Annotated in this window: 11 protein-coding genes; 6 read left to right on the top strand and 5 right to left on the bottom strand. The window is 57.9% G+C overall.

All coding sequences use genetic code 11. The features are described 5' to 3' along the window. Window positions 1–46 precede the first annotated feature (46 nt). The 3 genes from BV911_RS13075 to BV911_RS13065 all read left to right on the top strand — a co-directional run bounded on the left by BV911_RS13075 (window position 47) and on the right by BV911_RS13065 (window position 2,461). On the top strand, window positions 47–763 hold the full coding sequence (locus BV911_RS13075; RefSeq protein WP_086054069.1) for an HAD family hydrolase: 717 nt from the start codon (window positions 47–49) through the stop codon (window positions 761–763). A 76-nt stretch (window positions 764–839) separates the two neighbouring features. Beyond that, on the top strand, window positions 840–1,472 hold the full coding sequence (locus tag BV911_RS13070; RefSeq protein WP_371588167.1) for a heme NO-binding domain-containing protein: 633 nt from the start codon (window positions 840–842) through the stop codon (window positions 1,470–1,472). Between the two features lie 2 nt (window positions 1,473–1,474). After that, window positions 1,475–2,461: a diguanylate cyclase gene (locus tag BV911_RS13065; RefSeq protein WP_086054067.1), complete on the top strand. Its 987-nt coding sequence runs from the start codon at window positions 1,475–1,477 to the stop codon at window positions 2,459–2,461. A 60-nt stretch (window positions 2,462–2,521) separates the two neighbouring features. Here BV911_RS13065 and ilvN read toward each other — a convergent pair whose 3' ends face one another. From ilvN to gyrA, 3 genes are all read right to left on the bottom strand, one after another. Further along, window positions 2,522–3,082, bottom strand: a complete 561-nt coding sequence (gene ilvN / locus BV911_RS13060; protein ID WP_086054066.1) for an acetolactate synthase small subunit — start codon at window positions 3,080–3,082, stop codon at window positions 2,522–2,524. Between the two features lie 13 nt (window positions 3,083–3,095). Next, window positions 3,096–4,838, bottom strand: a complete 1,743-nt coding sequence (locus BV911_RS13055; RefSeq protein ID WP_371588177.1) for an acetolactate synthase 3 large subunit — start codon at window positions 4,836–4,838, stop codon at window positions 3,096–3,098. A 310-nt stretch (window positions 4,839–5,148) separates the two neighbouring features. Continuing rightward, window positions 5,149–7,905 carry a DNA gyrase subunit A gene (gene gyrA / locus BV911_RS13050; RefSeq protein WP_086054064.1) on the bottom strand — a complete coding sequence of 919 codons (2,757 nt, stop codon included), beginning with the start codon at window positions 7,903–7,905 and terminating at the stop codon, window positions 5,149–5,151. Between the two features lie 193 nt (window positions 7,906–8,098). On the opposite strand from gyrA, the gene BV911_RS13045 reads away from it, so the two are divergent. Then, on the top strand, window positions 8,099–8,368 hold the full coding sequence (locus tag BV911_RS13045) for an usg protein (protein ID WP_086054113.1): 270 nt from the start codon (window positions 8,099–8,101) through the stop codon (window positions 8,366–8,368). Window positions 8,369–8,373: 5 nt separating this feature from the next. Here BV911_RS13045 and BV911_RS13040 read toward each other — a convergent pair whose 3' ends face one another. Together BV911_RS13040 and BV911_RS13035 are read right to left on the bottom strand one after the other, a co-directional pair. Further along, complete coding sequence (locus tag BV911_RS13040; RefSeq protein ID WP_086054063.1) at window positions 8,374–8,847, bottom strand: disulfide bond formation protein B; 474 nt, start codon at window positions 8,845–8,847, stop codon at window positions 8,374–8,376. Continuing rightward, the gene (locus BV911_RS13035) at window positions 8,844–9,422 is read right to left on the bottom strand and encodes a YqaA family protein (RefSeq protein ID WP_086054062.1); all 579 of its coding nucleotides are present in this window, start codon (window positions 9,420–9,422) and stop codon (window positions 8,844–8,846) included. Before BV911_RS13035 ends, BV911_RS13040 begins: the two co-directional genes overlap by 4 nt. Before the next feature lie 514 nt (window positions 9,423–9,936). Between BV911_RS13035 and BV911_RS13030 the strand changes: the two genes are divergently transcribed. Together BV911_RS13030 and BV911_RS20390 are read left to right on the top strand one after the other, a co-directional pair. Then, a complete protein-coding gene (locus BV911_RS13030; RefSeq protein WP_086054061.1) occupies window positions 9,937–13,611 on the top strand; it encodes a vitamin B12-dependent ribonucleotide reductase in 3,675 nt (1,224 codons plus the stop codon). 414 nt (window positions 13,612–14,025) lie between these two features. Then, window positions 14,026–14,826 (top strand): TniQ family protein, encoded by an 801-nt coding sequence (locus BV911_RS20390; protein ID WP_086054060.1) that lies wholly within the window; start codon window positions 14,026–14,028, stop codon window positions 14,824–14,826. Window positions 14,827–14,829: the final 3 nt, after the last annotated feature.

Genomic DNA, 14,829 nt, shown 5'->3' with positions numbered 1-14,829 from the left:
TCAGAAAGGGGTTTTTGCGGCATCATAGCCTGGGGTTGGAGACCGAATGACCAGAATTTCAGCGATCCTTTTTGACAAGGACGGCACGCTCTTTGACTACCACAAGACTTGGGCGCTATGGTCGCGTGATTTTCTTGCGGCCTTGGCTGAAAACGATCCGGCATTGACACAGCGCCTGGCGGATGTCGTTGATTTCGATATTGAAATGCTCGCTTTTCGACCGGACAGTATCTTGGTCAGCGCAACCCCGCATGACATTGCGCGGACGTTGCTGCCCCAGTTGCCAGGGGCGTCAATGGCCGGAATTGTGACGCGGATGTCGGCGATGTCGGCTGATCTTGAGCAAGCGGAGGCGACGCCGCTTTTGCCGCTGATGCAGGGTCTGCTCTCGCGTGGTCTGCGACTCGGCGTTGCCACGAATGATTGCGAAGCCCCGGCGCGAAGCCATCTGGGATCGGTCGGCATTCAGGACATGTTCGACCACATTCTCGGGTGCGACAGTGGCTATTCTCCGAAGCCCAGTCCCGAGATGTTGCTGGCATTTTGCGACCGCACCGATCTGCAACCGGCGGAGGTGGTCATGGTCGGGGATAGCTGGCACGATATGTCTGCGGCGCGTGATGCCGGGATGGTGTCGATCGCGGTTTTGACCGGGATTGCCCGCCGCGCACAACTGTCGCCATTGGCCGATGTGGTCCTGCCCAGTATTGCGGCGCTGCCCCAATGGCTGGATGGTGTGTGCGCCACAGAATCCGCAGCCTGACACCACGGCACAGTTTAGCGCGATGTCTGCGGACCGCTTGGCTTTGATGCGGACTCGGTTGGGATTTTGTTAATGCTTGCACGCTATCAAACATCCACAACAAACAATTGGGTGTACTATGCATGGGCTAATGAATCGTGCAGTTCAGTGTTTTGTTCGCGATACCTACGGTGTCGAGATGTGGAAGGCGCTTGCCTATAGTGCCGATGTTCCGATGGCCGGCTTTGAGGCGATGTTCGTCTACGATGATGCGATGACGGACCGGATGCTGGACGGCGCGACACGCTTGTTGAACCGCCCGCAGGAATCGATCCTCGAAGATATCGGGACGTACATCGTCTCCCATCCGAATGTGGAATCGTTGCGCCGCTTGTTGCGGTTTGGTGGCGAGACCTTTCTGGAATTCCTGTTGTCTGTTGATGATCTACCCCGCCGTGCCCGTCTGGCGGTCCCCGATCTGGGCCTGCCTGCAATGGAAATTATCGAAGGCGACTATGGGGCGTTTGAATTGATCTGCCGCGGTGATCGGCCCGGTTTTGGGCATGTCATGGTCGGCTTGCTACGTACAATGGCGGATGATTATGGCGCATTGGTTGTGCTGGATTATGAAGGCCGTAACGGTCTGGAAGAAACAATCTCTATCCAGATTTTGCAGAATGAATTTACTGAAGGTCGCCCCTTTGAATTGGCAACTGGACCATTCAGTTGAAGATGGGTGCGCTGTCGATCTCGTTAACGCATGACGCACGGGATATCCTGCTGCCCATGCACCTGCGGGTGTCAGGAACGGGCGAAATCCTTCATGCCGGGCCGACATTGCGAAAACTCCGTCCCGAAGGCCAGTTGATCGGGCGGCAATTTTTTGACGTGTTTGATCTGCGCCGTCCGCGCGGAGTGGTCACGATGGACGGATTGCGGCAGCACAGCGGGCTCCGGTTAAGCCTGCAATTTCGCGACGGGCCGGACACGGCGTTCAAAGGGGTGCTGGTGGCTGACGCATCTGCGTCCGAATTGATCGTGAACCTGTCCTTCGGTATCTCCATTGTGGATGCCATCCGCGATTACGATCTTCATAGCGCGGACTTCGCGCCGACCGACCTGACCGTGGAAATGCTATACCTGATAGAGGCGAAGTCCGCGATCCTAGAGGAATGGCGTCGGTTAAATGTCCGTTTGCAATCGGCCAAAATTGCTGCCGAGGAACAAGCCTTCACGGATACGCTGACGGGGTTGAAAAACCGCCGCGCGATGGACCACATCCTTGGGCGCTATGTGGATGCCGGAGTGCCTTTTGGATTGATCCAGCTTGACCTCGATTATTTTAAACAGGTGAACGACAAGCTGGGGCATGCGGCCGGCGATCTGGTGCTTCAAAAAGCGGCTGAAGTGATGCTGCGTAGCACGCGGGATAAAGATACCCTTGCGCGTGCTGGTGGCGATGAATTCGTCCTGATCCTGCCGGAAACTGTCGAAGCCGGGCATTTGGTTGATCTTGGGAGTCGTCTGATCGAGCGGCTGGAGGTGCCGATCCCCTTCGGAGACGATATTTGCCGCATTTCGGGCAGCGCCGGAATCACCGTGTCCTTGGGAGTTCCCGGGGTGAGCGCCTTTGATCTTTTGGGGCAAGCAGATAAAGCGCTTTACGCGTCGAAAAATACAGGGCGCGGCCGCGTGACCGTTTTTTCCGACACAATTTAGCCCGGAGGGCTGTTGCCGTCCGGGCTAAATTTTCGCGTCAATGTTTCGTCAGGTTGGGCGTTACGCCCCGCGCGACAAGGCAGCAACGCCCGTCCGTGCGACCTCGACGCGCCCAAGGGGACGCATTAGATCAGCGAAGGCATCCACCTTTTCCGGGGTTCCCGTGATCTCGAATACGAAACTGGACAACGTTGTATCGACGACCTTGGCGCGAAAGATATCGGCCAATCGCAGGGCTTCGACCCGCTTATCGCCGTCGCCCGCAACCTTGATCAGTGCCAGTTCCCGCTCGACAGCGGCACCTTCCACCGTCAGGTCATGGACCTCATGGACCGGCACCATACGTTCTAGCTGCGCTTTGATCTGCTGGATCACCTGCGGCGTGCCTGTCGTCACGACAGTCACTCGCGAGGTGTGGCCGGTATGATCGATCTCGGCCACAGTCAGGCTGTCGATGTTGTAGCCGCGGCCGGAAAACAGCCCGATCACGCGGGCCAAAACGCCTGCTTCGTTGTCCACGATCACCGCAAGGGTGTGGCGCTCGACAACATCGCTCAGATGGTTGCGCAGGTCGTACGCCGAATGCTTCGACGTGCCTTTCTTGATCACAAGTGGAGACATATTTCCCATCTTTCTAAACCAGAACTGCGCCGGATTTGCCGATTGCATCTTTCTTGGACGCATCGCCAAGGATCATCTTGTTGTGCGGTTCACCCGACGGAATCATCGGGAAGCAATTCTCATGCTTTTCGACCAGACAATCGAACACCACCGGCCCGTCATGCGAGATCATGTCCATGATGGCATCGTCCAAATCCTTTGGATCGCTGCACTGGATACCTTTCATCCCGAAGGCTTCGGCCAGTTTGACGAAATCAGGCAGGGCTTCGGACCACGAATGGCTGTACCGCTCGCCATGCAGCAATTCTTGCCACTGCCGCACCATCCCCAACCGTTCATTGTTCAGAATGAACTGTTTGACCGGCAGCATGTATTGGCGGGCCGTGCCCAGCTCTTGCATGTTCATCAGCCAGCTTGCCTCGCCGGCGACGTTGATCACAAGGCTGTCTGGATGGGCGACTTGCGCACCGATGGATGCAGGAAACCCATAGCCCATGGTGCCCAGACCGCCTGAGGTCATCCAGCGGTTCGGAGCTTCGAAGCCCAGATACTGCGCCGCCCACATCTGGTGCTGACCGACTTCGGTGGTGACATAGCGGTCCCGATCCTTGGTCAGTGCTTCCAGGCGTTGCAACGCATATTGCGGTTTGATCGTCGTGGTCGATGGTTTGTAGTCAAGACAGCGCACCGCCCGCCATTTATCGATCTTTTTAAACCACTTGGCCACAGCTTCGTGATTGACCTTGCGGCCGCGTTCTGTCCACAGGTCCAGAACGTCCTTCAACACGCTGGCGACATCACCGATGATCGGCACATCCGCATGGATGACTTTGTTGATCGAGGATGGGTCAATATCGATATGGGCCTTGCGCGAGCGGGGGCTGAAATCCTGAACCCGTCCGGTGATGCGGTCATCGAACCGAGCCCCGATATTGATCATGACGTCACAGCCATGCATGGCCAGATTGGCCTCATAAAGCCCGTGCATCCCGAGCATGCCCAGCCACGCCTTCCCCGAGGCAGGGTAGGCCCCAAGCCCCATCAGGGTCGACGTGATTGGAAACCCGGTTGCCGCCACAAGTTCCCGCAGCAATTGGCTGGCGACCGGTCCGGCATTGATGACGCCGCCGCCGGTATAGAAAATCGGACATTCTGCTGTCTCGATCATCTCAACCAGTTCAAGGATCCGCTCAGGGTCGCCCTTGGTGCGCGGCTGATAGTGATGCGTGCGGGCCTGTTCCGGGCGGAGATAGGTCCCCGACGCGAATTGCACGTCCTTCGGAATGTCGACCAGAACCGGACCGGGCCGCCCATGGGTTGCCACGTGAAAAGCCTGATGGATGGTATTGGCCAGCGCGTCGGTTTCCTTGACCAGCCAGTTATGCTTGGTGCAGGGCCGGGTAATTCCAACGGTGTCGGCTTCCTGAAAGGCGTCGTTGCCGATCATGAACGTGGGCACCTGACCGCTGAGCACGATGATCGGGATCGAATCCATCAGCGCATCGGTCAATCCGGTGACCGCATTGGTGGCCCCGGGGCCAGAGGTCACCAAGGCAACACCGGGTTTGCCGGTGGACCGGGCATAGCCTTCGGCGGCATGAACTGCTGCCTGCTCGTGCCGCACAAGGATGTGCTTAATGTCGTCCTGTTGGTGAATTTCGTCGTAGATCGGAAGAACGGCACCGCCTGGATATCCAAAAATCACTTCGACGCCCTGATCCTTCAGGGCTTGTATCACCATCTTGGCGCCGCTCATCTGGGTCATCGTCCCGCTCCGTTCTTCGTCATCTGCGTGTGCCTTCTTGCCATAAAAAAACCCCCGATCTTACTCGGGGGTGCATGGGATCGTTAGGGTGTCCGTTACCGGCCCATGCACCATCGTCTTACAATTACTACGAGAGTGGTCATCTCAAGGGGGTCCTCCGTTCAGTCCTTGGACCTTAGGGAGAGTAAAAACCGGCGTCAACCGCGAAAAGGCGCAATTTCCTGTCGCCCTGGCGATCTCTTACGATATTTCCTTGCCGAAAGTGCGGGTGCTTTGACCGAATTGGCCAAAGCACCCCTGATTACGACGCGTCGTCCGCAGACTCGTCAAGGGTATCGGCCTCGCCTTGATCGGCAATATAGGCCACCGAGACCACAAACTCACCGACGGCGGTGTCAAAGACCCGGACCCCACCAGCCATCCGCGAGCGGAACGAGATGCCGTTGACCGGGCAGCGGATCGATTGGCCGGTCGAGGTCGCCAGCATGATCTGATCGTCCAGTTCGACTGGAAGGCAGGCAACCAGCGGGCCACCGCGCATCGCTTTGTCCATGGCCGCAACCCCCATGCCGCCGCGTCCCCGCACCGGGTAATCATGGGACGACGACAATTTCCCGGCGCCTTTGGCCGTGATCGTCACCAGCAGATCTTCGGCTGCGGACATTTCGGCGTAACGGGATTGGCTGAGCAACACATCCGTGACGCCGGCTTCCTCGTCGTCATCATCGCGTTCCGGCTCATCCACCATGCCTTCGACGGCGCGGCGACGCTTCAGATAAGCGGCGCGTTCCTCGGGCGAGGTTTCAAAGTGGCGCACGGTTGTCATCGCCACAACCTTGTCGCCCTCGCCAAGGCGAACACCGCGAACCCCGGTGGAATCGCGCCCCTTGAAGACGCGCACATCGGTGGATCGGAACCGCATGGCCCGGCCCAAGGCGGTGATCAGCAGCACATCATCGTCTTCGCTACAAATCCGGGCACGAACCAATTCCACACCCTCGGGCAGTTTCATGGCGATTTTGCCGTTGCGCATCACATTGGTGAAGTCGGACAGCGCGTTCCGGCGCACATCGCCCGCCGAGGTGGCAAAGACGATCTGAAGATTGGCCCATTCATCGTCCGGCACATCCACCGGCATGATCGAGGCAATCGACACACCCGTCGCGATCGGCAGGATATTGATGATGGCCTTGCCTCGCGCCGAGCGTCCGCCTTGGGGCAGGCGCCAAGTCTTCATCTTGTAGACCATGCCGTCCGTCGTGAAGATTAACAGCTGCGTATGGGTGTTGGCCACGAACAAGGTGGTGACGACGTCGTCATCTTTGGTGGCCATCCCGGCCAGCCCTTTGCCGCCCCGCTTTTGCTGGCGGAATTCGGCCAGCGGTGTGCGTTTGGCGTAGCCGCCCGAGGTCACGGTGACGACCATGTCCTCACGCTCGATCAGGTCCTCGTCTTCCATGTCGCCAGACCAGTCGACGATTTCTGTCCGACGCGGCACGGCGAAGTTGTCGCGGACTTCGCGCAATTCGTCCGAGATGATCGACAGGATCCGGTCGCGTGACCGCAGAATGTCCAGATAGTCGCGGATCTTGATGGCAAGGTCCTGCAACTCGTCGGTGACTTCTTTGACGCCAAGGGCGGTCAGGCGCTGCAAGCGCAGTTCCAGAATCGCCCGGGCCTGCGTTTCGGACAGAAAGTATGTGCCGTCGTCGTTCATTGTGTGGCTAGGATCGTCGATCAGGCGGATATATTCGGCAATATCCATCGCCGGCCAGCGCCGGGTTTTCAGGCGCTCGCGCGCTTCTGCCGGATCTGCCGAGGACCGGATTGTGGCGACGATTTCGTCCACATTGGTGACGGCCACGGCAAGGCCGCACAGGATGTGACTGCGTTCGCGGGCCTTGCGCAATTCATAGGCGGTCCGGCGGGCGACAACCTCTTCACGGAAGCTGAGGAAAGACGTCAGGAACCGGCGAAGGGTCAATTGTTCCGGGCGACCGCCATTCAGGGCCAGCATGTTGCAGCCGAACGAGGTTTGAAGCTGGGTGAAGCGGAACAGTTGGTTCAGGACAACGTCTGGCGTCGCGTCGCGCTTCAGTTCAATCACCACCCGCACGCCGATCCGGTCGGATTCGTCTTGAATGTGGCTGATGCCTTCCAGCCGCTTGTCGCGTACCAGATCTGCGATTTTCTCGATCATCAGGGCTTTGTTGACCTGATAGGGGATCTCATCAACGATGATGGCGTAGCGGTCTTTGCGGATCTCTTCGATCCGGGTCTTGGCACGGAGGATGACGCTGCCGCGCCCTTCCAAATAGGCCTTGCGCGCCCCAGACCGGCCAAGGATTACCCCACCGGTTGGAAAGTCCGGACCCTGCACATATTGCATGAGGTCAATGGATTCCAGGTCGGGGTCTTCGATCAGGGCCAGCGTGGCGTCGATAACCTCGCCCAGATTGTGCGGCGGGATGTTGGTCGCCATGCCGACGGCGATACCGCCTGCGCCATTGACCAGCATGTTGGGGTAGCGCGCTGGCAGGACGGTCGGTTCGCGGTCCTTGCCATCATAGTTGTCCTGAAAATCGACGGTATCCTTGTCGATATCCGCCAGCAAATAGGAAGCGGTCTTCGCCATGCGCACTTCGGTATAACGAAACGCCGCCGCCTTGTCGCCGTCCATAGAGCCGAAGTTGCCCTGACCATCCAGCAGCACCAGCGACATGGAAAAGTCCTGTGCCATCCGAACGAGAGCGTCATAAATCGCACTATCACCGTGGGGGTGGTACTTGCCCATGGTGTCCGCAACCGGACGCGAGGACTTCCGATAGGGTTTGTCGTGGGTATTTCCGACTTCATGCATGGCATAAAGAATGCGGCGGTGCACAGGTTTTAGGCCGTCGCGGAGATCTGGAATCGCCCGACTGACGATTACGCTCATTGCATAATCAAGATACGACGCCTTCATCTCATCCGCGATTGAGATCGATGGTCCGTCGTAGACATATTTCTGCGGAGTGTTTTCGCCTTCGTTTTCAGGTGCTTCCGGAGTATCGCTCACGTTTTTCGCCTTTTCTTTTCGGGCGCTTGGCCTGGTTCGGCATGCTATATCAGACAGGATAGGTCGGCTGCAACGTAGCAGTGGTCAAAGCGTTGGCAGCACTCGAACCCAAGTGCCAACATGCTGATATTATTTGAAAAGAAAATTTTCTTTGGCACAGTTGTTTTACACGGACGTCATGCGAGGTGGAAACATGTCACTTACAGAGACCGAACTGATGCTGAAGGGCTATGGTCTGACCACGGCCAAAATCTTTTATCGGATGCCGGATTTCAAAAGCGTGCTGAACACGTATGTCTGGCAAGAGTACGATCTGGCCCCAGATCATCCCAAATTATTTGAATTCATCGAATTCTGGCAGGACAAGATCGAGGGGCCGCTGCATTCGGTGGCGTTCAGCCATCGCAAGATGATCGCCCCGGGGGAATGGCGCAATGTGGTGGGCGAGTTGACCCTGCACTGATGCGGTCAGCCGCGGTGACGGGCCTTCGCCGCGGCAACCGCCCAGAGCATCACAAGGACCAACGACAGCACGCCATTCCACGCGGCCATCGACAGGCCCAGCATTTGCCATGAGATCTGGTCGCACATCACCAAGGGCGGGGCGGCGTCCAAACTGAGCAGATCGCTGCCGGACAAAGCACTCAGCCCAGAGCCGGTGCAAGAGGTTGGCCCTTGCCACCAGCCCTGTTCGACCCCGGCATGAAACAACCCAATGGCCGCCGTGCTGCCTGCTGCCAACATGCCGGCAATGGCCAGCGCGCGGGAGGGGCGCAGCATTAACGCCACTCCGCCAATCAGGATCGCGGCGGCGTGCGGCCAGCGTTGCCACAGGCACATGGCGCAGGGGGGCAGACCGCCAATGTATTGGAACGCAAAAGCCCCGGCCAACAGCGCGAATGACCCGGCGGCCGCTAAAATCACCGCCGTTCGATAGGTCATAGGAACTTCACCACGTAAAATCCGGCCAGCAAGACCGCAATGAACAGGATGAACATCAGGCCAAGGCGCTTTTCGATAAACTCACGGATCGGGGGGCCAAACGCCTTCAGCAAGGCTGCCACGACAAAGAACCGCAAGGCCCGGGCCACCACCGAGGCGGCGATGAAGATCGGCAAAGACAGGGCCGTGCTGCCGGATAGGATGGTGATGACTTTGTAAGGGAACGGGGTCACCCCCGCGATCAGCACCGCCCATGCACCCCACTCATTATAGCGCACGGCGAACTCGTCGAAATACTTGTCCTTGCCGTAGAATTCCAGAACAGGTCGGCCCACCGTGTCGAACAGACCGTAGCCGATATAATAGCCCGCCATGCCGCCCAAGACCGAAGACACCGTGGCGATACCGGCGATCAACCAAGCCCGCTTAGGGGCAGCAAGGATCATCGGAATCATCAAGATGTCGGGGGGAATAGGAAAGACTGAGCTTTCAATGAAGGCGATGATCGCCAGAGCCCAAAGCGCATAGCGCGTTTCGGCCAGCCCCATCGTCCAATCGTAGAGTTTCCTGATCACATCGGTCTCCTTCGCGCGTGCAGCATATGCCGTGCCGCTTATGCGCGGTCAATGCGCAGGATTGTCCCAGATATTGTGGGTGGCGGATGCGCGCCTGCCAGAATCTGTGGCCAGCAGTTCACTCGATTCGTGGCATGTGATGTCAGATCAAACCTGAATGATATGCACCCTAAATACCTGTTTTTCATTAATATTGATTAACAGATGCTTAACATTCCGTCTGCCGAATGTCGCCGGTCGGCGGCCAAGCCTCTGTTTTATTTGGTCAACGGAAAAATCCCTAAATCTGGTAAAAATATGCGTTGACCGAGGCTGCTGTTTTACGCTTGATTGTGCTCAGATGGCACTGAACTACTAGATGTGGTGGGTGTCGCAATTTTACGGGCAGTGACATGAAACAAGATGTAGGGCGTTCCCTATGTCCCCATGACCTGCATTTCACTGAAACGCGCGTCGGTCGGGACCGGTCCCGACATCGGCGCATGATTTAACCGATGATTGGCAGGGGCATAGTATGAGAATCGAGCGTAAATTCACCGCAGAGTCTGACAATGCTTATGCCGGGATCGCATTCACGACCACGTTCTCGGAGATTCGCAATCCCGACGGCACGATCGTCTTCCGACTGGATGATCTGGAAGTGCCGGAAAGCTGGTCCCAAGTTGCGTCGGATGTGCTGGCCCAAAAGTATTTCCGAAAAGCGGGTGTTCCGGCGTGTTTAAAGCCGGTGCGCGAAAAGGGCGTGCCGGAATTCCTGTGGCGGTCGGTTCCCGATACTGTGGCGCTGGCGAAATTGCCCGAAGATACCCGTATGGGCGGGGAAACGTCGGCGCGCCAAGTCTTTGATCGGCTGGCGGGCGCATGGGCCTATTGGGGCTGGAAGGGCGGCTATTTCACCAAGGAAGCCGACGCTCGCGCCTATTATGACGAGATGCGCTATATGCTGGCGACCCAAGCTGCGGCCCCTAACAGCCCGCAATGGTTCAACACTGGTCTGCACTGGGCTTACGGCATCGACGGTCCGGCGCAGGGGCATTTTTATGTCGACTTCAAGTCCGGAAAACTGACGAAATCACAAAGTTCTTATGAACATCCGCAGCCCCATGCCTGTTTCATCCAGTCGGTCAGCGATGATCTGGTGAACGAGGGCGGCATCATGGACCTTTGGGTTCGCGAGGCGCGGTTGTTCAAATACGGTTCCGGCACCGGAACCAACTTCTCCAGCCTGCGGGCTGAAGGCGAGGCCCTTTCGGGCGGTGGACGGTCAAGTGGTCTGATGGGGTTCCTGAAGATTGGCGACCGGGCAGCGGGGGCGATCAAATCGGGGGGAACAACCCGACGCGCTGCCAAAATGGTGATCTGTGACGCGGATCATCCGGACGTGGAACAATTCATTAACTGGAAGGTGATCGAAGAACAGAAAGTGGCGTCGTTGGTGGCCGGGTCCAAATCCCACGAACGCCACCTGAACGACATTTTCGCCGCGATCGCTACTTGGGACGGCGCGTTGGAAGACGCCACCAATCCGGCGGTGAATCCTAGCCTGAAAACCGCCGTGAAAGCCGCGAAAAAAGCGGCGATCCCCGAGACCTATGTCAAGCGGGTGCTGGATTATGCCAAGCAGGGATACATCAACATCGAATTTCCGACCTATGATACCGACTGGGATTCTGATGCCTATGCGTCGGTGTCGGGCCAGAACTCCAACAACTCGGTCCGGGTCACGGATGCGTTCCTTCAGGCCGTCCGTGACGATGCCGATTGGGAGCTACTGCGCCGCACCGATGGCACCGTTGCCAAGACCATCAAAGCCCGCGACCTGTGGGAGCAGATCGGCCATGCCGCTTGGGCTTGTGCCGATCCCGGCATCCAGTACCACGACACGGTCAATGCGTGGCACACCTGCCCGGCGGATGGTCCGATCCGAGGATCGAACCCCTGTTCCGAATACATGTTCCTTGATGACACGGCCTGTAATCTGGCGTCGATGAACCTGCTGGCCTTCTATCAGGACGGCGTCTTTCAGGCGGAAGATTACATCCATGCCACCCGGCTCTGGACCATCACGCTGGAAATCAGCGTGCTGATGGCGCAGTTCCCGTCAAAGGAGATTGCCCAGCGGTCCTATGACTTTCGCACCCTTGGCCTCGGCTATGCCAATATCGGCGGATTGCTGATGGCCATGGGCCACAGCTACGACAGTCCGGAAGGCCGCGCCATGTGCGGTGCCCTGACCGCGATCATGACCGGGGTGGCCTACGCAACCTCAGCTGAGATGGCGGGTGAACTTGGGGCCTTCCCGGGATACCCGGCCAATGCCGAGCACATGCAACGGGTGATCCGCAACCACCGCAATGCAGCCTATGGCAAGCGCGACGGCTATGAGGCGCTGGCCGTGATCCCGGTGCCGCTGGACCATGACCACTGCCCGGACCCGTCATTGATCGGTCTGGCCGTCCATTCGTGGGACGAGGCGCTGCGGCTGGGGCAGGCCCATGGCTATCGCAATGCGCAGACCAGCGTGATCGCCCCGACCGGCACCATCGGCTTGGTGATGGATTGCGACACCACCGGGATCGAGCCGGATTTTGCGCTGGTGAAGTTCAAGAAACTGGCGGGCGGCGGCTATTTCAAGATCATCAACCGGGCCGTTCCCGGCGCGTTGAAAAACTTGGGGTATTCGACCGCCGAGATCGCCGAGATCGTCGGCTATGCGGTGGGCCATGGCAGCCTTGGCTCCGCGCCCGGCATCAACCACACCTCGCTGCTTGGCCATGGCTTTGGTCAGGCCGAGATTGACCGGATTGAGGCCGCGCTGCCATCGGCGTTCGATATCCGCTTCGTGTTCAACCAGTGGACGCTGGGCGAGGAGTTCTGCACCGATATCCTTGGCATTCCCGCCAAGAAGCTGGCTGATCCGACCTTTGATCTGCTGACCAGCCTTGGCTTCAGCCGCGCCCAGATCGACGCCGCAAACGCCCATGTCTGCGGGACGATGACCTTGGAGGGTGCGCCGCACCTGAAGCCTGAACACTACGCGATTTTCGATTGCGCCAATCCCTGCGGCAAGACCGGCAAGCGCTATCTCAGTGTCGACAGCCACATCCACATGATGGCGGCAGCCCAGAGCTTCATCTCGGGGGCGATCTCCAAGACCATAAACATGCCCAACGATGCCACGATCGAGGATTGCCAGCGCGCCTATGAGCTAAGCTGGTCGCTCGGGGTCAAGGCCAACGCGCTTTACCGCGACGGCTCCAAGCTTAGCCAGCCATTGGCGGCAGCGCTGGTCGAGGATGACGACGAGGCCGAAGAGGTGCTGGCGACCGGGTCACAGACCGAAAAGGCCGCGGTCTTGGCCGAGAAAATCGCCGAAAAAATCGTGATCAAAGAGGTTCTGCGCGATGTGGTGCGGACGAGCCGTGACAAACTTCCCCAGCGCCGCAAGGGCTATACGCAGAAGGCGATTATCGGGGGGCACAAGGTCTATTTGCGCACCGGTGAATATCAGGACGGCAAGCTGGGCGAAATTTTCATCGATATGCATAAGGAAGGCGCAGGCTTCCGGGCGATGATGAACAACTTCGCCATCGCCATCAGCGTCGGCCTGCAATACGGGGTGCCGTTGGAAGAGTTCGTTGAGGCGTTCACCTTTACCCGGTTTGAACCGGCCGGGATGGTGCAGGGCAATGACAGCATCAAAAATGCGACCTCGATCCTAGATTACATTTTCCGTGAATTGGCCGTCAGTTATCTTGATCGTACGGACCTCGCCCATGTCCAGCCCGAAGGCACTGCCTTCGACGATTTGGGCCGGGGCGAGGACGAGGGGCGCAATAATCTGACCCCGGTCAGCCAAAGCTCGGCCAGCAAGTCGCTGGAAGTGCTGCGCCAGATTTCCTCCACCGGGTATCTGCGCAAGCGGATGCCGCAGGAACTGGTGGTGCTGCAAGGGGGGCAGGGGGCGGCGATGGCGTTTGGCCATGACCTGACCGTCGCAACCGCTATCGACACCCTGGGAAGTACCACCGCGATGTCCACTGGCGCAGTGCCGATTGACGCGCGGGTCAAGGCCAAAATTCAGGGATACGAGGGCGATCCCTGCGGCGAATGCGGCAACTATACCTTGGTCCGAAACGGCACCTGCATGAAATGCAACACCTGCGGCGGGACCTCAGGATGTAGTTGAGTGTCTGTTAGCTTTCATGTGACAGGGTAATCCTCCTGTCAGATTTCAGAATTTCTTACGAAATTTCGAAATGCGTCGAATTTTTTGGTGGGTGAGGTTCCAAGGATAACCGTTTTAATTCAACGCAGTATTCGGAGTTTTCCCAGCTTTCATGTGTCAGATTTCAGAATTTCTTACGAAATTTCAAAATGCGTCGAAAATTTGAACGAGTTTTGGTTCAGGAATTTCGGTTTTAATTCAGCGATTTTTGTCTAATCGTTGCCTGATTTCCTGAACTTCACACGAGTTTCCGGTGCGGTTCATTCCGTCGGGCCATGATTGGGGGGGCTCGGGCTCCCCAACTCGTCTGCATCATCTGGTTGGGAAACCCGGGCGGCCCGGTTATGAAGAGGGCAGTTCTCAGAAGATGCCTTGATGACCCTCACAGTCCTGCCTTTCCACGATGACGAACTGTTCACCGGCTACGTTAGTCGATGTGCCCGTGCTTTGAGTCTGACCAGCGTTGTCGACTTCTTGGCCGATCTCAGAGCCCTTCAGGCGGATTTCCAGTCAGGGCAGCCCGAAGCAATTTCCCGCGTCGCCAAAGCTCTTGGGGTCGATCCCGCGCGGGCCAAGTGGCAGACGTTTTCCCGTGATGATGGCCAAAATGTTCGGCTGGCGGGTGTTGTCCTGCACGACAAGCGACTGCTGCGCAGCCAGTTCCGGGTTTGCCCCGCCTGTTTGCGCGCTGACATCGGAACAGTTCTCTCTCCCAAATCTGCGTTAAACGCTTATCCCCGAATGGCGTGGTCGATCCGGCCGGTTGTTCAATGCCCGCAGCACAATTTGCTTTTGGTGCATCCGCTTGAAGCCTCTCAACCTCATGAGTTTAGCCAAAGCTGGGAGGCTTGGCTTCAGGATATCGTTGACGGGGACATGGATGTTCTGGTTCCAGGCGGAGCGGGATATGAAGCTCATGTTTCCGATGTATTTTCCGGAAATCCGTCATCGCTCGGGTGGGCAGATGGTTTCCCGCTTGATGCGCTCGGGTTGATTGCAGAGACCCTCGGGGTTGCCAAGCTTTTCGGGGCTGGCCGTCGCTTGGCAGATTGCGGTGTTTGTCAAACTAGTTGTCCGCCGATTTCATGCGGCGTCTCTGATTTCAGGGGCGCTGAATTCGTTTTCTGGATTCAGCCAGACAGGTCCGGCCGGTTGCCAGTTTCGGGTTTTTCCTGACCA

It is taken from the genome of Pseudoruegeria sp. SK021, assembly GCF_002119405.1.
In the GTDB taxonomy this organism is placed as follows: Bacteria; Pseudomonadota; Alphaproteobacteria; order Rhodobacterales; family Rhodobacteraceae; genus Meridianimarinicoccus.
The sequence above is the reverse complement of the archived record's forward strand: the minus strand, read 5'-3'. Positions and strand labels throughout refer to the sequence as shown.

Bases quoted from the DNA above. Each gene is read 5' to 3' on its own strand.
- BV911_RS13045 (WP_086054113.1), top strand. From the start codon at position 8,099: ATGTCACTTACAGAGACCGAACTGATGCTGAAGGGCTATGGTCTGACC.
- BV911_RS13065 (WP_086054067.1), top strand. From the start codon at position 1,475: ATGGGTGCGCTGTCGATCTCGTTAACGCATGACGCACGGGATATCCTG.
- BV911_RS13040 (WP_086054063.1), bottom strand. From the start codon at position 8,847: ATGACCTATCGAACGGCGGTGATTTTAGCGGCCGCCGGGTCATTCGCG.
- BV911_RS20390 (WP_086054060.1), top strand. From the start codon at position 14,026: ATGACCCTCACAGTCCTGCCTTTCCACGATGACGAACTGTTCACCGGC.
- BV911_RS13055 (WP_371588177.1), bottom strand. From the start codon at position 4,838: ATGAGCGGCGCCAAGATGGTGATACAAGCCCTGAAGGATCAGGGCGTC.
- BV911_RS13030 (WP_086054061.1), top strand. From the start codon at position 9,937: ATGAGAATCGAGCGTAAATTCACCGCAGAGTCTGACAATGCTTATGCC.
- ilvN (WP_086054066.1), bottom strand. From the start codon at position 3,082: ATGTCTCCACTTGTGATCAAGAAAGGCACGTCGAAGCATTCGGCGTAC.
- BV911_RS13075 (WP_086054069.1), top strand. From the start codon at position 47: ATGACCAGAATTTCAGCGATCCTTTTTGACAAGGACGGCACGCTCTTT.